17 protein-coding genes are annotated in these 17,559 nt (G+C 46.9%); all 17 read left to right on the top strand.

Annotation, left to right across the window (positions count from 1 at the left end; translation table 11 throughout):
* Positions 1-74: 74 nt before the first annotated feature.
* The 17 genes from kdsB (at position 75) to NC980_RS12700 (ending at position 17,513) form a co-directional block, all read left to right on the top strand.
* Entirely contained in the window at positions 75-815 is a 741-nt protein-coding gene (gene kdsB, locus NC980_RS12780; protein WP_190377048.1) for a 3-deoxy-manno-octulosonate cytidylyltransferase, read from the top strand.
* 332 nt (positions 816-1,147) lie between these two features.
* Positions 1,148-1,972 (top strand): 3-deoxy-8-phosphooctulonate synthase, encoded by an 825-nt coding sequence (gene kdsA, locus NC980_RS12775; protein ID WP_190376930.1) that lies wholly within the window; start codon positions 1,148-1,150, stop codon positions 1,970-1,972.
* Positions 1,969-2,511: an HAD-IIIA family hydrolase gene (locus NC980_RS12770; protein ID WP_190376929.1), complete on the top strand. Its 543-nt coding sequence runs from the start codon at positions 1,969-1,971 to the stop codon at positions 2,509-2,511. The genes kdsA and NC980_RS12770 overlap by 4 nt, the downstream gene beginning before the upstream one ends.
* A complete protein-coding gene (locus NC980_RS12765) occupies positions 2,483-3,727 on the top strand; it encodes a glycosyltransferase family 4 protein (protein ID WP_190376928.1) in 1,245 nt (414 codons plus the stop codon). Before NC980_RS12770 ends, NC980_RS12765 begins: the two co-directional genes overlap by 29 nt.
* A gap of 116 nt (positions 3,728-3,843) precedes the next feature.
* On the top strand, positions 3,844-4,671 hold the full coding sequence (locus NC980_RS12760; protein WP_190376927.1) for a glycosyltransferase: 828 nt from the start codon (positions 3,844-3,846) through the stop codon (positions 4,669-4,671).
* Positions 4,668-5,840 carry a glycosyltransferase gene (locus NC980_RS12755; protein ID WP_190376926.1) on the top strand — a complete coding sequence of 391 codons (1,173 nt, stop codon included), beginning with the start codon at positions 4,668-4,670 and terminating at the stop codon, positions 5,838-5,840. Before NC980_RS12760 ends, NC980_RS12755 begins: the two co-directional genes overlap by 4 nt.
* Positions 5,803-6,966 (top strand): glycosyltransferase, encoded by a 1,164-nt coding sequence (locus tag NC980_RS12750; RefSeq protein ID WP_190376925.1) that lies wholly within the window; start codon positions 5,803-5,805, stop codon positions 6,964-6,966. Before NC980_RS12755 ends, NC980_RS12750 begins: the two co-directional genes overlap by 38 nt.
* A gap of 86 nt (positions 6,967-7,052) precedes the next feature.
* Complete coding sequence (locus NC980_RS12745; protein ID WP_190376924.1) at positions 7,053-8,177, top strand: glycosyltransferase family 4 protein; 1,125 nt, start codon at positions 7,053-7,055, stop codon at positions 8,175-8,177.
* 61 nt (positions 8,178-8,238) lie between these two features.
* Entirely contained in the window at positions 8,239-9,498 is a 1,260-nt protein-coding gene (locus NC980_RS12740; protein WP_190376923.1) for a glycosyltransferase, read from the top strand.
* Positions 9,495-10,853 (top strand): O-antigen ligase family protein, encoded by a 1,359-nt coding sequence (locus tag NC980_RS12735; protein WP_190376922.1) that lies wholly within the window; start codon positions 9,495-9,497, stop codon positions 10,851-10,853. The genes NC980_RS12740 and NC980_RS12735 overlap by 4 nt, the downstream gene beginning before the upstream one ends.
* A 3-nt stretch (positions 10,854-10,856) precedes the next feature.
* Positions 10,857-11,990: a glycosyltransferase family 4 protein gene (locus NC980_RS12730; RefSeq protein WP_190376921.1), complete on the top strand. Its 1,134-nt coding sequence runs from the start codon at positions 10,857-10,859 to the stop codon at positions 11,988-11,990.
* Positions 11,987-13,165, top strand: a complete 1,179-nt coding sequence (locus NC980_RS12725) for a glycosyltransferase (RefSeq protein ID WP_190376920.1) — start codon at positions 11,987-11,989, stop codon at positions 13,163-13,165. The genes NC980_RS12730 and NC980_RS12725 overlap by 4 nt, the downstream gene beginning before the upstream one ends.
* A 61-nt stretch (positions 13,166-13,226) precedes the next feature.
* Entirely contained in the window at positions 13,227-14,033 is an 807-nt protein-coding gene (locus NC980_RS12720; protein WP_190376919.1) for a glycosyltransferase family A protein, read from the top strand.
* A gap of 46 nt (positions 14,034-14,079) precedes the next feature.
* Positions 14,080-15,015, top strand: coding sequence for a glycosyltransferase (locus NC980_RS12715; RefSeq protein WP_190376918.1), 936 nt, complete (start codon positions 14,080-14,082; stop codon positions 15,013-15,015).
* An 8-nt stretch (positions 15,016-15,023) separates the two neighbouring features.
* Positions 15,024-15,869 carry a glycosyltransferase family A protein gene (locus tag NC980_RS12710; RefSeq protein WP_190376917.1) on the top strand — a complete coding sequence of 282 codons (846 nt, stop codon included), beginning with the start codon at positions 15,024-15,026 and terminating at the stop codon, positions 15,867-15,869.
* 60 nt (positions 15,870-15,929) lie between these two features.
* Positions 15,930-16,724 (top strand): glycosyltransferase family 2 protein, encoded by a 795-nt coding sequence (locus NC980_RS12705; protein WP_190376916.1) that lies wholly within the window; start codon positions 15,930-15,932, stop codon positions 16,722-16,724.
* Positions 16,725-16,754: 30 nt separating this feature from the next.
* On the top strand, positions 16,755-17,513 hold the full coding sequence (locus NC980_RS12700) for a glycosyltransferase family 2 protein (protein ID WP_190376915.1): 759 nt from the start codon (positions 16,755-16,757) through the stop codon (positions 17,511-17,513).
* Positions 17,514-17,559 lie beyond the last annotated feature (46 nt).

The following is a 17,559-nucleotide window of genomic DNA, read 5'->3' as shown; positions in this document are numbered from 1 at the left end:
TCAGACTAAACTAAGGAAAATTCTACGGTTTGGTCTGAGTATTTTCCATTGTTTCTTTATCAAGGCTCTCGATGATGCAAATTCTTGCAGTGATTCCGGCTCGATACAGTTCCCAACGCCTTCCTGGAAAAGTATTGCTCAAAATTGGCGATCGACCCATGGTGCAATGGGTCTATGAAGCAGCGATTCAGTGCCCGGCTTTCTCAAAAGTGGTGGTTGCAACCGATAACGAAGCAGTTGCCGATTGTGTTCGGGGCTTTGGAGGGACAGTTGAAATGACATCGAATCAACACGAAACCGGAACTGACCGAGTTGCGGAAGTGGCAAGCCGCTATCCTGAGATGGATGTCGTAGTGAATGTGCAAGGCGATCAGCCCTTTGTCACCGCTGAAATGCTATTAAAGCTTGTGCAGCCTTATCTACAGGGCGAAACGCCAGAAATGATCACTTTGGCGACTCCGCTCGATTACGAAGCGGGATATCACGATCCGAATGTGGTGAAAGTCTTGTGCGATCGCCATCAATACGCTTTATATTTTTCGCGATCGCCGATTCCTTATTTTCGCAATCGAGGCGAGGTTCCGGTACACCATCATCTGGGACTGTATGCGTTTCGACGAGATTTTCTCGCGGATTATGCTCGACTCGAACCGACTCCCTTTGAGCAATGTGAAGCACTTGAACAACTGCGGGTGTTAGAACATGGCTTTCGGATTCGAGTCTGTCTGTCTGAGCGAATGACGCTCGAAGTGAATACAGCTGAGGATTTGACGGCGGCAAAGGATTTGGTGATGAATTCATCGCTGACTATTTAAGCAAATTTGCGGAACGAGCAGCAAGCCCGGTTTCGCCTACCGATTAATTGTCTCTCGGTGATTGCTCCAGAGATTTTTTAAGCAGTTCGAGGAGCGGCAGTGGTCAATCAGCAATTAAACTCTATAAAACAGTCCAGCATTCAGCAAGTCGTTGTGCAATACAATCTATGTCGAGGGAATGCGATTTCTTAAACGGGAAATTGCTTGGACTGAGGTGAAACAAAATCAGCCACTTCCTTGCCAAAAGCGCACTCAGTTTTGTCGATCGAGGACTCTATTTTGTCCAATTTCCTAAACGATAAAAAAGTTCAGTCATCTTTCTTAAATCCATCATGAATCTAGCAACGATCGGTTCAAACCTCACCATTGGCGAAGGGCATCCACTGACTTTAATTGGCGGTCCTTGCGTGATTGAATCAGAAGATTTCACGCTGAAGATGGCAGATGAAATTAAGCAAGTGTGCGATCGCTTGTCGATTCCCTTCATCTTTAAGTCATCGTTCGATAAAGCAAACCGCACGTCGATCAATTCTTTCCGGGGACAAGCGATCGACGATGGCTTAGAAATTCTGCAAAAAGTCAAAGAGAAAATCGGTGTTCCAGTCCTGACCGACATTCACGAAAGCTATCAAGCCGCGATCGCAGCCGAGGTCGTGGATGTGCTGCAAATTCCGGCGTTTCTCTGTCGCCAAACTGACTTGCTGATGGCTGCTGCTGAAACCGGACGCGCAGTAAACGTGAAGAAAGGGCAGTTTCTTGCACCGTGGGACATGAAAAATGTAGTGCGGAAGTTAGAAACCAGCGGTGCGAGAAACATTTTGCTGACCGAGCGGGGTACGAGCTTTGGGTATAACGCGCTCGTCGTCGATTATCGATCGCTGCCCCAGATGCGAGAGTTCGGGTATCCGATCGTGTTTGATGCGACTCATAGTGTGCAAATGCCAGGTGGACAGGGCGATAAATCCGGTGGGCAGCGTCATTTTGTTCCGACTTTAGCGAGAGCCGCAGCAGCAGTGGGGATTGACGCGCTGTTTATGGAAATTCACGAAGACCCGGACAATGCACCGAGCGACGGCCCAAACATGATTCCACTCTCGCAATTAGAATCTGTGTTAAAACCAATTCTGCAAATTCGAGCAGCAGTATCGGGATCATGACAATCATTGCTCAGGCTGAATTTGAAGCGCGGCTCGCTCAGGTGCAGTTGCTTGCGCTAGATGTCGATGGCGTTCTCACGGATGGAGGACTCTACTACACTGAAACAGGCGAAGAACTGAAAAAGTTCAATGTCAAAGATGGGTTAGGCATTCAGCGAGCGATGGGTTGCGGTGTTCAAGTTGCGATTTTTTCGGCGGGTTCTTCTTCAGCAACCCTACATCGTGCCAAGCGTTTAGGAATTAAGCACATCTATCTTCGTGTTCCAGACAAGTTAGCTGCAATCAAACAGTTGTGTGAAACATTAGCGATACCGCTCGATCGCGTTGCTTACATGGGCGATGATCTGGTGGATATTCCTGCCATGCAAACTGTAGGAGTTCCAATCACGGTCGCCGATGCCATGCCAGAGAATCAAGCGGTTGCGGTCTACATCACCCAAAAATCAGGGGGGCAAGGCGCAGTCCGCGAAATTTGTGACTTGATTGCAAAACAACATTCGTCTACCGATCATGCGCGTTCTTCATATCAATCAATCTGATATTTTTGGTGGAGCCGCGATCGCAGGGTATCGCTTGCATCAAGGACTGTTGCAGCAGGGAATTGATTCGCGCTTGCTAGTGGGTCGAGTCAAAACACAGAGCGATCGTGTGGCTCAAGCTCCGCGCGAGTCCTGGCTTGATCAAAAGCTCAAACGAGTTACGGAAAAAGCTGGCTTGAACTATGTTGCACAGCTTTCAACCTTTAAAGTGCAGCAACACCCGTTTTATCAAGCGGCTGAAGTCCTGAATTTTCATAACTTACACACTAGCTATTTTAATTATCTTGCAGTTCCCGCCCTGGTTCGTCATAAGCCTGCGGTTTTAACGCTGCATGATATGTGGTCGATGACTGGACATTGTGCCTATAGCTACGGGTGCGATCGCTGGAAAATCGGGTGTGGTCGGTGTCCTGATTTACACAGTTATCCCTCCGTGCGCCGGGATAGTACCCGCTGGGAATGGAAGCTGAAAAACTGGGTATATCAACATACAGAGTTGTCAATCGTTGCTCCGAGCCAGTGGCTAGTGGATGTAGCAAAAACAAGCCTACTCAACCAATTCCCGATCCACTACATTCCGTATGGAATTGATACGGAAACCTATCAACCCGAAGATCGCAGTCGCGCTCGTGCTGCGTTGGGAATTGAGAGCGATCGCAAAGTCTTGTTGTTTGTTTCTCAAACCCTAGAAGATGCGCGTAAAGGCGGAGATTTATTGTTAAAAGCGATTCAGGATTTACCTGAATCGCTGAAATCTGAGGTTCTTCTACTTACCATGGGCGAAAGCCAAATTGCTCAAGATACCTTTGGGATCAAAACCTTGAACTTAGGGTATGTAAGTGAAGATCGAACCAAAGTGACTGCATTCTCGGCCGCTGACTTGTTTGTGTTTCCGACTCGTGCTGATAACTTGCCGCTGGTACTTCAAGAAAGTTTAGCTTGTGGGACTCCAATGGTGTCTTTTCGTGTGGGTGGAGTGCCTGATTTAGTTCGTTCTGGAGTGACGGGATATCTAGCAGAACCGGAAGATGCAGCCGATTTGAGTCGCGGAATGGTTCAGCTTTTAGAAAACGATGAGTTGCGCGATCGCATGCGTCAGAACTGTCGGGAGGTCGCTGTGCAGGAATACGCGCTCGGGCTTCAAGCTCAGCGATATTTAACGCTTTATCAACAATTGGTGCAGGCAAAAAACAGCCTGAAAAAACATGACCAATAAAAAGAGATGCGTTATCACTTTGAAGCAGTGCGATCGAATTCAGATTCTAAACATTCTTGAATTGCCCGCTTGCCTCACTCAATATTCAACTCATTAATCTTTACGATTTAATCACTGTGATTACGATTATTACTCCGGTCTACAACGGCGATCGCTTCATCGAAAGCTGTCTGCAAACTGTGATTCAGCAGAACTGCTCAGAAGTCGAACATTTGATCGTAGACGGTGGCTCTAGCGATCGTACGATCGAAATAGTTCAGCGCTATGCTCAACAGTATTCACAGATTCGCTGGATCTCCGAGAAAGATCGGGGACAGTCCGATGCGATGAATAAGGGCGTTACTTTAGCAAAAGGCGAGATTATTGGATTTCTCAATGTGGATGACTACTACGAGCCTAATGTTCTCAACCGAGTTCTAGAACTCTTTCAGTCCCTTCCTCAGCCGAGTTTTGTAGTCGGAAATTGCAACGTTTGGAATGATGCAGGTGAATTAAAAAAATACAATCGTCCTGCTAAATTACGGTTAACGGATCTGCTGCTGGGTGCAGAAGTGAACCCTCACCCGATCAATCCATCTGCGTACTTTTACCACACTGCTCTACACGACGCGATCGGACTCTACAAAGTCGATGAACATTTTGCCCTGGATTTAGACTTCATCTTGAGAGCCGTACAAGTCGCTCATGTAAAGCATATTGATGAAACTTGGGGAAATTATCGCGAAATTGAGGGAACAAAAACAATCTTAGATTGGAGATCGGGCGAAGGGGCTAAGCGGGCACAGGCATTACTGAGAACCTACCGCAAACAGCTTCCACCGCATTTGCAAATTCAAGTCGTGATGCTTTATTTTCTGCTGAATTCTCCCCGACAGACGGTGAAATGGATGAAGAAAGGAATTGGTAGAACAGTGCGATCGCTGCCCAAGGTCTTACAAACATGAAAATTGGTTATTTACACATTGGCGCATTGCAGCACGGCATTCGTCGTTATGGACGTTTACTTGCCGCAGAAGCTCAGAGTCGATCGCAGCTTCAAGTGATCGAAGCGGAAGTAAATTTAACCGGAGACCGACAGCACGATTGCACCAGCCTCATTCATGCGGCTCAAACGCTTGCTCAGGCAGATGTCGTTCACTTCCAATACAATCGCGCAATCTGGCGGGATCACTGGAGTCAGCTCAGCTATCTTGATGCGTTTCTCAATCACTGCTCTCGTCCTTTGGTTGTGACGCTGCACGATATTTTCTACCCACCCTCTAGCGCCACGCTGACCCAACGATATTTCTCCCATCCTGGTACAGTCCGCTTCTCTGATTTAGCAAAAGCAGTCCTACGCGATCGCGTCGCGCCGCATATTTTAGCCTTACAGAAAGTAATTGCTCGATCGCGAGTTGTGATCGTCTGTACTCAAGAAGAAGCGCAACGGCTCAGCGATCGCATTGATCGAGCAAAACTCAGCATTATTCCTCATTTTGTTGAATCGCGGCACCTCCAAAACGATCGAGCAGAAGCCCGCAGGACATTAGGATTAGAGCCGTTTACGGTGATTACACTGCTGGGATTTATCTATAGTGGCAAAGGACATTCACTCCTGATTCGAGCTTTGCCAAAGCTTCCAGAGACGGTCAAAGTTATCTTTGCCGGGGGAGTGAGTGCGGGACATGAAGCGTATTATCAAGAGTTGCTGTCACTCGCAGAGCAAGTAGGAGTTCGCGATCGTCTGCGAGTGACAGGCTACTTGCCTGAAGCAGAATTAGAACAATATCTGCTCTCAACCGACCTTGCCGTTTGCCCCTTTAGGCAAACTTCGGCATCGGGATCACTTTCGACCTGGATTTCTGTAGAGCGTCCAATTCTTGCTTCAAACATTCCCCAAGTCGAGGAATACAACCGTTTACAGCCCCATGCGATCGCTACATTTGAACCTTATACGAGTGACGCGATCGTAGATGCCTTAAACCATCTCATTCCCAGCTGTTCCCCCGAACCAGACCCAAATGTTTCCCGCCTGCGGCATCACCTGTCGATGCCCAAAATTTTCGATCAGCATCTGAGCCATTATCAAGCCGCCTATGAATCTCAGTCCTACTCGTCCGCTAAAATTGCCTAAACAGACCCCCCCTATACCTACCAACGCTGTACTGATTGATCCTTTTTATCCGTTGGATGTGAATGGGCATGGCGGCTCCCGGCGTACAGTGCAGGTGATTGAGCTTTTACAGAAAGCGAACATTGAACTTTCGCATCTAGAGCGAAAGATTTTGCGAACTCAGCGCGATCGCTATCTGACGGGGATCAGTTCTGTGTTGAATCCCAACACACTACGATTCATTGTTCAAAATCAGCTTCAGATTCGTTCTTCTTTGCAGTCACTCGCATTTTGCGGCTTTCAACGTCAGGTTTACCACGACGAATTGAGCCATCATCAAGGCAGCAAGCTGCTGCTCTGGGAAACGACAAAAAACTATGTTGCGCCTTATGTTGCCAAAGCGATCGGATATCGCGTGATTGCACTGCCGCACAATATCGAAGCGCTGATTCCCCGAAATGACTGCTGTGAAACACTAGAAACCGAGATTGCATCTTTAGGCAAAGCCGATGCGGTCTTTTGCATTGCTCGCGAAGAAGAATGGCTATTAAAAGCAAAAGGCGTAAATGCGTTTTATTTACCTTACTATCCACCTGACCCAATCCTCAAAGACCTGGCAACCGTGCGTCAAGCTAGGTTAACCACCCAGAAACAACGATTTCTCATTCTAGGAACCGCCAACAACACGCCGACGCTGCTTGGAATGATCGAACAGATCGAATGGTTAAAGCAAATTCAATCCACGATCGAGTTTGAGGTTGGCTTTGAGGTTGACATTGTAGGATATGGCACTGAACAACTCAGCCGTTACTGCGATCGTCCGGGCTTCACGGTTCATGGTGCTGTCGAAACCAAAACGCTGAACCAATTCTTGCAGTCGGCAAAAGCGGTTTTAGTTCATCAAAAAGCAGGAGTCGGCGCACTCACTCGCATTCCAGAGATGATCATTGCGGGAATTCCGGTGATTGCCAGCAGTAATGCTTGTCGAAGTGCGTTTGAATATGCTGGAGTCTATTGTTATGAAGATTGGCGAGAGCTTGCAGAATGGTTGAGCCGTGATTTAGCCATGCCAGAAGTCCTACCGCGTCCAATTTCTGCCGAGCAGCGATTGATTGAATGGGTGTTACAACTGGCGCAGGCTGAGTAGAAGAAATTCTGCTTTGTTTACCAAAGTCTCCGGTTGAAGCGATCGAGTCTCTGAAGGGTACAAAAGGCAACAACCCAGAATACTCTATGAGAATTTGCCATGTTATCTATATTCCAAGATTTTCAGGGGCGGAAATCTTAGTGCGGAGTCTTGCGATCGCGCATCAAGCCTTGGGGCATCAAGTTGCGGTGATGGCACTCATGCCGCCGCAGCCTTCGTTTCTAAGCGAACTTGCCCAAATGCAGGCAGCTCAGGTTTCGCTGTTTCTCCCTGAGCAAGAACTCAGCAAAAGGGAGCGAATCACATTCCTAGTCCAGCATTTAAAGCAGTTTAAGCCAGATATCATCGTTGCTCATGCGGTGATCCCCAGTTTATATGCGCGAATTGCGGTGAAGTTGGCAGCGCTTCATCACACTTCGACCCTGAGCGTGTTACACGATGCCTCTCAAGACGACTACGCATCGCCTTATTTCCGCGCCCTTGAACGCTGGTTCGTGCCCGCGCCTGACGCGATCGTCGCTGTCTCGCAAACAGGAGCAGAGAACTACTGCAACCGCATTAATTCGATCGCGAAGCCTGTCGTGATTCCTAACGGAATTAATTTAAGCGCAATCAAGCAAGCGGCGACTCAGCGAGACAGAGTCAGGCAAACCATCTTTGCAGTGCAGCCAGAGGAGGTTGTGTTTTTGCAGGTGGGGCGGTTTAGCTCGACCAAACAGCAGCATCTTTCGTTAGAAGCCTTTGCTCAGGCACAACAGCAAGCGCCTTTTTCGGGAAAGCTGTGCTTTGTGGGAAGTTCCGAAGATCAGCCTTACGAACAACACCTGAGACAACTCGCACAGCAATTTAACATTGAAGATCAACTCCTCATTCTAGGGTCTCGTTCAGATGTTCCTGACCTACTATCTGGCGCAGATGTGTTCCTGATGCCTTCAAAAATCGAGGCGCACTCGCTTGCATTTATTGAAGCACTCTCTAGCGGCATCGCGATCGTCGCGTCTAACATTCCCTCTTTGCAGTATGGCAAAGCCTTTCCGGGCGTGAAGCTTATTTGTCCTGAACCGATCAATGAGTTCACTCGTGCGATCGTTGAAACTGTCCGTAGTGGTGTCAAGGTTCGCTGGCAGCGAGATTTGAGTGCATATTCAGTGGAACAAACCTCCAAAGCTTATCTAGAGCTTTTTGGCAGATTGAGCGCGATCGCAAGTTGAGGCGAGATAACCGACGTGAACGTAGTATTGCAGCACATCATCGCCGTTGAGGACTCAAACTATGCTGTCTCAGTGTGATCTATCCGTTTCAACCCAATCGAGTAGCGATCGTACCTTTTTGCTGTTTGATCTCTCACCGCGAGGACATCACCCAGTTTATTTTAAGCATTTGGTAAAAGACTGGTCTCAGCAGCAGCGACCCGGATGTTTGCACTTGGTCGTTTCTCCGGCGTTGGTCAAGAACCATCCTGACTTAATCGCATTTAGCACAGAATCAAAGCTGAGTCGTATTCGATTTAGTTCGATCACTGAAGCAGAATACCAAACCTATCTTCGCGCTCGATCGCTCGTCGCCAAGTCTTTTATCGAGTGGAAGCTATTTTGTCGTTATGCCAAACGGCTCAACCCGACTCAGGCACTTTTGATGTATCTTGATAGCCTGCAGTTGCCTTTAGCTTTTGGAGAACGATCGCCCTGCCCCGTGTCGGGAATTTACTTTCGTCCTAGCTTTCATTACCATCAGTTCTCGGCACATCCTCTTTCTGCAAAAGAGCAGTGGAGACAATGGCGGCAAAAAGCCGTACTTGCCCGGATTCTCCAGCGATCGCAGTTCAAAACGCTGTTTTGTCTCGATCGCTTTGCAGTGCCAGAAATTCAGCAGTTGACTCAAAAGCCAATCTTGCCGCTGGCTGATCCGGTTGAAGTTCCTGCTTGCCAGCCTGCTGAAGTGGAAGCCTTGCGCCGGAAACTTCAGATTCTGCCGGATCGACATCTCTTTTTGCTGTTTGGTGAACTGAGTGGTCGTAAAGGAGTTTATCAGGTGCTACAGGCTCTAAAACAACTGCCGGTCGAGACGCAAAGCCAGCTTTGTCTCGTGCTTGCGGGGTCAGTGAACGAGCGCGATCCAGAGATTCGGACTGAAATTGAGCAGCTCAAGCAGATCACTCAGGCTCAGATTGTGTTATGCGATCGCTATATCAAAGGTGCAGAAGTGCAACAATTCTTCGAGCTTGCAGATACCGTGCTGGCGCTGTATCAAAAGCATGTAGGAATGAGTTCGATTTTGGTTCATGCTGCTGCTGCTCATAAACCTGTTCTCTCCACGAACTATGGATTGATGGGAGCAATGACACAACAGAATCAACTGGGACAGACTGTTGATTCTGAAAATCCAGCCGCGATCTCGAAAGCCCTGCAAGCCGCGATCTCGCAGCCGATCTTCTGCAAGTTATCAAAAATGAACCAGGTGGTAGATGAAAATCGTGCTGATCAATTTGTCAGTGCTTTGATGTCTGATTTTTTTGTAGAGGTGCAGCCATGAATGAGCTTTCATTCAAAGCAAAATTGATTGCAATTCTGTTAGCTTGTTATGTTCATGGCTTAACTTTCTACTTTTCGGTGAGTGGGCTAGTAGGCGCTCGTACAACGCTCTTGACTGCAATCTTTCAGGTCACTTTGGTTACGATCCCGTTTGTGCTAATTGTGCTAACCCGCGCACCCCGACAGCGATTGTTTCGCGTTAGCTTCGTCGAAATCTTTTATCTGGCGTTTGTTGCAATGTTCTTAGTGGACTATATGACAATCAAGGATAAATCTACTTTCCCAGAAAATCTCCTCATCTATTTTGGTGTGTACTGGACTGCCTTGTGTTTGATGAGAAGCCTAACGTTTGCACAGTTTCGACTGTTGTGCCCCGCTTCTAGTGCGATCGCGGTTTTCACCTCGCTGATTTTGCTGGTTCAAGTGCTGACTGGAGGTGCTCAATGGGCAGACAACGGTGGACGGTTAGTTGCAGGCACATCCAGTAATCCAATCTTAGTTGCGTATACGGGCGCTTATGCGTTTCTATCTTGCCTAGTGATGTGGCTAACGGGCCGGTATGCTGGCAATCCCTTGTTATTAGTTCTGATGGTTCCAGGTTTTTTGGTGTCTTCTTTTGCAGGAACACGTAGCGCTACACTTTCCGTTCTGGTGAGTGCAGCATTTGTTGTGATCTATACGGTCAATCTGTTGATGTCTTCCAACAAAAGTGCTGTGAGAGCGATTTCTAACTTTCTTTTGTATTCGGGGGTTGGGTTAGCCAGCTTGCTTATGTTATCACCGCTCTCAGCCGCGACCAGTTCGAGCAAAGCTGAAATGTCCCCGGTCGAGCGCGCGCTTACCAATGGCTTTCAGAGAATTGACATCTTATTTAAGCTGATTACGGGTAGTGGCGGTGGAGATAGGTCTATTCAGGGACGAGAAGCCATGTACAGCGGTGTTTCAAGCTTGTTCTTTAGAAGCCCGATTTGGGGTCATGGTCTTTACAGTTACGGAAGCGTCCATAATGCCTTTATGCAGGTCGCGATCGAGTTTGGCATTTTCGGAATCATTACGTTTGTGTTGCCGTTTCTCTACTTGGCATTCCGCGTGATGCAGATTGCTTTATCTCCAGCAAAGCAGTGTGCAGAGGCTCACCAATCTCCCACCCAGTTTGTTAAAAGCGACTATGCAATGATGACCTGCTTTACGGTTATCTTTTTGTTTCAGTCCATCTGTCTATTTAGCTTTCACGGAGATCCGTATCGAAACTACCTGCCGATCGCTTCGGTCGGGTTAATGATTGCCTTTCTAAGATTCAGTCGGCGAGAGACTCAAGCCGCTTCTCAGTCGCAGAACTTTCCACCTCTTTTCTAAACTATGACGAGTGTTGCGCTCCTGTTTACAAACTATGGGCCTTATCATTTTGCTCGATCGAATGCAGCTCATCAGCGATTCGAGCAGATAGGGTGGCAACTCCACGCGATCGAGCTTGCTCGCGCTGATCAGGACTATGCTTGGAAAGCAGCCGTTGAACAGTCTGATTGCCCGTTTATCACAGTGATTCGGGATCAACCGTTGCAGGCGGTAACACCCAGCCGATTATTTCAATCTGTTTACAACGTCTTATCCCAAATCAATCCTGATGTCGTGGCGATCGCAGGCTACTTTCAAACGGGCATGTTATCAGCACTATGTTGGAGCCGTTGGCATCGCAAGCCTGCAATTCTGTTATCTGCTTCTAAAGAAGATGATGCTGCGCGACACGGACTGAAAGAACAGGCAAAACGGTTGTTGGTGAATCAGTATCAATCGGCATTAGTGGGAGGACAGCCCCAGAAGCGGTATTTACTCAAGTTGGGAATGCCAATCCAGAGCGTTTTTACCGGATACAACGTGGTGGGAAATGCTGCGTTTCATCCCGATCGACTGCGATCGCTGCCAAATCCGACCAAGGCTCCTTTCTTTTTGTCGATCAATCGATTCCTCGAAAAGAAAAACTTACCCAATTTAATCACAGCTTATGCAGCTTATGCTGCCCAAACTTCATCGCCTTGGGATTTAGTGCTTTGTGGGGATGGTGAGCTTCGACCCCAGATCGAACAACAGATTCAGGCTTTAGGACTGAGCGATCGCGTTCATCTACCCGGATTTCTTCAGCAGGATGAATTATTGCCGTACTTTGCTCATGCTAATTGTTTTGTTCATGCAAGCCAGCAGGAGCAGTGGGGATTAGTCATTAATGAAGCAATGGCGGCAGGTCTACCTGTATTGGTCTCCAATCGCTGCGGATGCTTTGAAGATCTAGTGATTGAGGGCGTGAACGGCTGGGGATTTGATCCAGACAATGTAGAACAAATTCAGCAGTTAATGAGCAAAATAAGCTCAGACCCGCAGCTTGCGGAAATCATGGGAAACGCTGCCCTAAAACACATCCAGAACTTCTCTCCTAGTTATTTTGCTCAGGGCTTACATCAAGCAGTTGAGTATGTCCTAAAACAGAGAGCGCTATGAAAGTTTTAATCGTCATTCCTGCGGTTAGTTTGGTTTATGGTGGAACCTCTAAGCTGGTGTCTGAACTGGCTCAGGCACTCGGCGATCGCGATCTGCACGTTGATGTTGTTACAACCAATGCCAATGGTTCGACCAATTTAGAGGTTCCTCTGTGTACCTGGCAGCAAGCAGGCTCTTATCGAATTCAATATTTTCCCAGATGGGGAGTAAACGAATATAAATTTAGTTATCCGCTGACCGCTTGGCTGTTTCAGCACCTCAGAGACTATGATTTGGTGCATACGATTTCGCTGTTTACCTATCCGGTTGCGATCGCACACTGGCTCTGCCAGCTCTACAAAATTCCCTACATTGCCAGCCCTCACGGAATGTTAGATCCCTGGGCATTAAATTACAAAGCCTGGAAAAAGAAAGCTTATTACACACTGATTGAACGACCAATTTTATGCAAAGCCAGTATGATTCAAGTGCTTTCCCAATCTGAAGCCAATGCCGTGCGATCGTTAGCCTTACCCACTTCATTAACAATCCTTGCCAACGGCATCCACCAGCGCGACTTTGAACCTTTGCCTGATCCGGAACTGTTTCATCAAAACTTCCCAGCCCTGCGTGGCAAAACCTTGATTCTATTTCTAGGACGAGTTGATCCGAAAAAAGGACTGGATCTCTTAGCACCTGCTTTTGCTCAAGTTCACGCTGAGTTTTCTCAAACTCATTTAGTGGTAGCTGGGCCGGATAACATTGGATTTCTGCCGACGGCTCGATCGTACTTTGCCCAAGCAGGATGTCTTGAAGCCGTCACATTCACAGGAATGCTCACGGGAACACTGAAATCCGCTGCACTTGCAGCAGCCGATCTGTATGTTGCTCCGTCTTATTCAGAAGGTCTGAGTCTGTCGGTGCTTGAAGCGATGGCATCAGGCTTGCCTTGTGTATTCACGACTGGGTGTAACTTCCCGGAAGCCGCGATCGCGGCTTCCGCGAAAGTCGTTGAGATTGATTCAGGCGCGATCGCTCAGGCAATGAAAGAGCTACTCTTAGACCCGAATGCAGCCAAGCAAATGGGTAAACGAGCACAGCAATTTATTTTTGATCACTATACCTGGCAACAGATTGCAGCGGGCTTGAGCGAGGTTTACAGCAAGATCTTATTCGAGCACGATCGTCTTCCTTAGAGTTTCTCGATGTCAATGTAAACAGGCTTTCCACCCACCTATTTTTGATCTAGTAAGACGTATGCTAGTCTTCATTATTCCATTGAGAAGTGCCCAATCCTCAAAGTCTTGGGAAAAAGTATCGAAGTTATTAGAGCGCACGCTTCGCTCAATCTGTCATCAAACCTCTGCGGAATATCATGTCATTATTCTCTGTCACGATCGTCCAATTCTTCAGGATGACTATGCCCAAGTTGAGTTTGTAGAGGTTGATTTTCCGGCACCAAATCAAGCAAGTTCGATCGCGGAAAGAAGAACCGATAAAAACCGCAAGCTTTGGACTGGAATTCATCATGCTGAGAAACACTTCAAAGATGCACATCTGATGATTATGGATGCGGATGATTGCATTCATAAAAATCTTGCAGCATTTGTCGCTCAACATCCACAGACAAATGGCTGGTATTTTAGCCAAGGCTATCAATATCAGGAAGGAAGCTGGTTGATTCGACACCGCAAGCGAGGATTTGAGCAGTTTTGTGGGAGCTGCAACATTGTGAAAGCCAGAATCTTGCTGGATTACATCAAAGAAGTGCAATTTTCAGACATTACCCAAACCTTTCTACTGCATACTCAGCTACCCTATCGCTTAGCAGAGCAGAACATTCCTTTGCAGCCTCTGCCTTTTCCTGGCGCAGTTTACATTACCGATCACTCGGAGAATATCTTAAACCAAGTGAAAATAATTCGGCAGCAATTCGTAGGTAATCATCCCCTCAAACTGATGAGATTTTATGCTTTGAGACTGTGTAAGCCTTTTATTTCTCAGGTTCTATCAGCCTCAATTCGAGATGAATTTAATCTTTATCGGATTGAGCCATCGGATTAGTTAAAACACAAAACCTTGGGACAATCATTCACGAGGGGATAAGACAATGCAGATAAATATCGCGATCGCTTCAGATCGAAACATGGAAGTTGGGCTACATGTTACGCTCTACACTGCTCTACAGTTTTTAGATCCGGATGCCTTCGTCAACATTCACCTGTTCAGCAAAGATTTCTCCAGTCAGGCGATCGAGCGAATTCATCAAACTCTGTCTCCTTACCGCGATCTGTATCATCTACAAACCTACGATGTCGCAACATTAGATTTAGGAAGTGGCAAGGGATTACACTACAACAAAATGCCTTATGTAATTCTCTTGGCTGCGAATCTCGTCGAAGCGGAAAAGCTGTTGTTTTTAGATGCAGATCTCATTATTAGAACTGACTTATCTAAGCTATTTGCCTATCCCCTTGAAGACAAAATTATTGGAGCAGTGTTTGAATCTTATGTTTCAAAAACTTGGAACAAAGAATACGGGCTACTCAAACAAATTGGTCTACCGGATGATGCCCCTTATTTTAATTCTGGCGTGGTCTTATTCGACGCAAAAAGATGGAAGCAGGAGCAGATGAGCCCTCGCTGCTTCAAGATTATTGATGAGTATGGAAAGCTTCTGCACAATACCGATCAGACTGTTCTGAACGCAGCAGTAGGCGGAGAGTTTCTTCTGTTGCCTCACAAGTACAATCGTCCCTTTTATCCAGGAGGATACGGAATCACAGATGACTCAGATTGTATTTGTCATCTCGTAGGTTCTCCAAAGCCATGGGATCTGTTTGGTGAAGTCCTGCATAACAGCTATCCTGCCTTTTATCGGTACCTCAAGGAAACCGCATTTCAGAATTATAAAAGCTATTTAACACCTTCAATTCCTCGCTTCCAGCGAACATTTGCGTTGTCTCGCTCCTATTATTCATTGGTGAAATGGCAATTTAAACAACGATTTCTCGCTAATTCAGCGCTAGACAAGAGAGCTAACTGAGGATCACTATGCTTATTTTTGTCATTCCACTAAAAAGTAAGGTTGCCGCAAAGTCGTGGGAAACAGTTTCTAACCTGCTTGAGCGCACGCTTCAGTCGGTCTGTAACCAAACTTCTCCCGATTTTCAGGTCATTGTCGTCTGCCACGATCGACCCAATCTACAACACGATTACTCCAAAGTTGAGTTTCTGGAGGTTAACTTTGCTCCACCGAGTCTGTTCACTCCTTCGAGCGGCATGGCTGATCAAGAACGAAAGCTCAGAATTGGAGCTGATCATGCAAGCACGATCGCACCTGCTTCGCATTTGATGTTTGTCGATGCGGATGATTGTGTCAGCAGCAATCTGGCTGAATTTGTCAAACAACACCAGCACTGTCATGGCTGGTTTCTGGATCAAGGCTACGAATATCAGGATGGAAACCCCAGACTAAAACATCGAAAGCAAGGGTTTTCTAAGATTTGCGGTACATCGAATATCGTCAGAGCCGATGTGATCCATCAGTACATCGAAGACTTGCAGCTACTCGAAACCCGATTTGCCGAAAAACGACTGTTTCACACTGAGATCGCGAAAGCAATGCAAGCAAGAGCAACGCCGCTGTCTCCTCTCCCTTTTCCTGGCGCGGTCTATATCACCGATAACTCAGAAAATCTTGAAAATCAATCTACACTCGTGCTTCAGCAAATCAGAAGCCAGCCTGTGAAATTGACTAAGTTTTACGCCATGAAGCTATATAAAAGGCTAGCTGCTCAACCTCTTACACACGCATTGCAGCAAGAGTTTAAGCTCTACCCGATCGCGGCGATTGGGTCTGCTCAGCGAATAACAACTGAGCCACGAGTTCAACAATAGTTAGAGATTAATAGATAGTCAGAGATTTATACATTGTCGTTCCTGCTACCTCAATAAGCTATGCTGATCTTCATTATTTCACTCCGCAGCGCCAAGGTTTCAAAGTCTTGGCACCGGGTATCTAAACAATTAGAACGAACATTACGATCGGTCTGTAATCAAACGTCATCAGCTTTTCAGGTTGTGGTTGTCTGTCATGAGCGACCTGTCATTCAGTATGAACATCCTCACATTAATTTTGTTGAAGTCGATTTTCCAATGCCAGACCCAGCCAATATGGAAAGTAAATGTGCTGATCAACATCGTAAATTTTGGGTGGGTGTCCAGTATGCAATGCAATTTTCTAGTTCACACATCATGGCTGTTGATTCTGATGACTGTATCAGCAAGCGGCTTACAGCCTTCGTTCAACAGAATAAAGACTGTAACGGTTGGTTCATCAACCGTGGATATAAGTACCGCGATGGCAGCCTCTTTATCCAACCTTTGAAAAATAGGTTTGAGCAGATTTGCGGTACCTGTAACATCATCAGGACAGACCTTATCTATGCTTATCTCCAAACAATGAAGTTGGATGACATTCAGGATCGGTACTTACTCCACCATAAAGACCTGCCCAACATCATGAAAAGCAGAGGGTTTCCGGTTCAACCCCTGCCATTTCCAGGTGCAGTGTATGTGACTGACAATTCTGAAAATATACAAGCCGATACAGCCTCGGTTCTCAAGGGTCTGAGTGGAAGCTGGCGGGGATCAGTTAAATATAGACTGTTGCTGCTTCAAGACACGATCACATCACGCCCTCTCATACGATCGGTTCGACAAGAGTTTGGACTGTGCCGGCTCAGCTACTAATCGTCTAACTCAGTCTCACAAGCGAATTTTATGAAAGTAACGCCGTTAATTTTGACCTACAACGAAGTCGCCAATATTGGACGAGTGCTAGAGCGATTGACTTGGGCAGAGCGAATTGTCGTGATTGATAGTGGGAGCACTGATGAAACTATAGAAATTCTCAAGGCTTACCCACAGGTTGAGATTTTTACCCGATCGTTTGACTCATTCGCCTCACAATGCAATTACGGCTTGTCTAAAATCCACTCTGAATGGGTGCTCTCGCTCGACGCTGATTATGTGCTAACTGATGAACTGATCACCGAGATTCAAGCCTTAGCTTTAGATAAAACCACGAATTACTACAAGGCACGCTTCAAATACTGCGTTTTTGGCAAGCCCCTGCAAGGCACACTGTTACCCCCTAGAACGATCCTCTATCGCCGCGATCGCGCCGTTTACCAAAACGATGGTCACGCCCATCGAGTCAAGGTTAATGGAAACCCGCAGATGCTAAGCGGATACATTTACCACGACGATCGCAAGCCACTCTCGCGCTGGCTCTGGGCACAGGATCGCTACATGGTACTGGAGGTCAAAAAACTGCTCTCTACACCCCCTAGCAAACTGAGCTTGGGCGATCGCATCCGTAAAACAAAAATTCTCGCACCCTTTGCCGTTTTGATTTACTGCTTGATCGTTAAACGTGGCATTCTCGATGGCTGGGCAGGTTGGTACTACACTCTTCAGCGCGTCTTAGCTGAAATTTTGTTATCAATTCATTTAATTCAAACGGAGAAAGATTCATAAAATGAAAAAACCGAGTACACTGGGTTCAGGGTTCTACCAAATGATC

This window comes from Leptolyngbya sp. AS-A5 (assembly GCF_039962495.1).
Classification (GTDB): Bacteria; Cyanobacteriota; Cyanobacteriia; order Leptolyngbyales; family Leptolyngbyaceae; genus Leptolyngbya.
The sequence above is the reverse complement of the archived record's forward strand: the minus strand, read 5'-3'. Positions and strand labels throughout refer to the sequence as shown.

Bases quoted from the DNA above. Each gene is read 5' to 3' on its own strand.
- kdsB (WP_190377048.1), top strand. From the start codon at position 75: ATGCAAATTCTTGCAGTGATTCCGGCTCGATACAGTTCCCAACGCCTT.
- kdsA (WP_190376930.1), top strand. From the start codon at position 1,148: ATGAATCTAGCAACGATCGGTTCAAACCTCACCATTGGCGAAGGGCAT.
- NC980_RS12770 (WP_190376929.1), top strand. From the start codon at position 1,969: ATGACAATCATTGCTCAGGCTGAATTTGAAGCGCGGCTCGCTCAGGTG.
- NC980_RS12765 (WP_190376928.1), top strand. From the start codon at position 2,483: ATGCGCGTTCTTCATATCAATCAATCTGATATTTTTGGTGGAGCCGCG.
- NC980_RS12755 (WP_190376926.1), top strand. From the start codon at position 4,668: ATGAAAATTGGTTATTTACACATTGGCGCATTGCAGCACGGCATTCGT.
- NC980_RS12750 (WP_190376925.1), top strand. From the start codon at position 5,803: ATGAATCTCAGTCCTACTCGTCCGCTAAAATTGCCTAAACAGACCCCC.
- NC980_RS12745 (WP_190376924.1), top strand. From the start codon at position 7,053: ATGAGAATTTGCCATGTTATCTATATTCCAAGATTTTCAGGGGCGGAA.
- NC980_RS12740 (WP_190376923.1), top strand. From the start codon at position 8,239: ATGCTGTCTCAGTGTGATCTATCCGTTTCAACCCAATCGAGTAGCGAT.
- NC980_RS12735 (WP_190376922.1), top strand. From the start codon at position 9,495: ATGAATGAGCTTTCATTCAAAGCAAAATTGATTGCAATTCTGTTAGCT.
- NC980_RS12730 (WP_190376921.1), top strand. From the start codon at position 10,857: ATGACGAGTGTTGCGCTCCTGTTTACAAACTATGGGCCTTATCATTTT.
- NC980_RS12725 (WP_190376920.1), top strand. From the start codon at position 11,987: ATGAAAGTTTTAATCGTCATTCCTGCGGTTAGTTTGGTTTATGGTGGA.
- NC980_RS12720 (WP_190376919.1), top strand. From the start codon at position 13,227: ATGCTAGTCTTCATTATTCCATTGAGAAGTGCCCAATCCTCAAAGTCT.
- NC980_RS12715 (WP_190376918.1), top strand. From the start codon at position 14,080: ATGCAGATAAATATCGCGATCGCTTCAGATCGAAACATGGAAGTTGGG.
- NC980_RS12710 (WP_190376917.1), top strand. From the start codon at position 15,024: ATGCTTATTTTTGTCATTCCACTAAAAAGTAAGGTTGCCGCAAAGTCG.
- NC980_RS12705 (WP_190376916.1), top strand. From the start codon at position 15,930: ATGCTGATCTTCATTATTTCACTCCGCAGCGCCAAGGTTTCAAAGTCT.
- NC980_RS12700 (WP_190376915.1), top strand. From the start codon at position 16,755: ATGAAAGTAACGCCGTTAATTTTGACCTACAACGAAGTCGCCAATATT.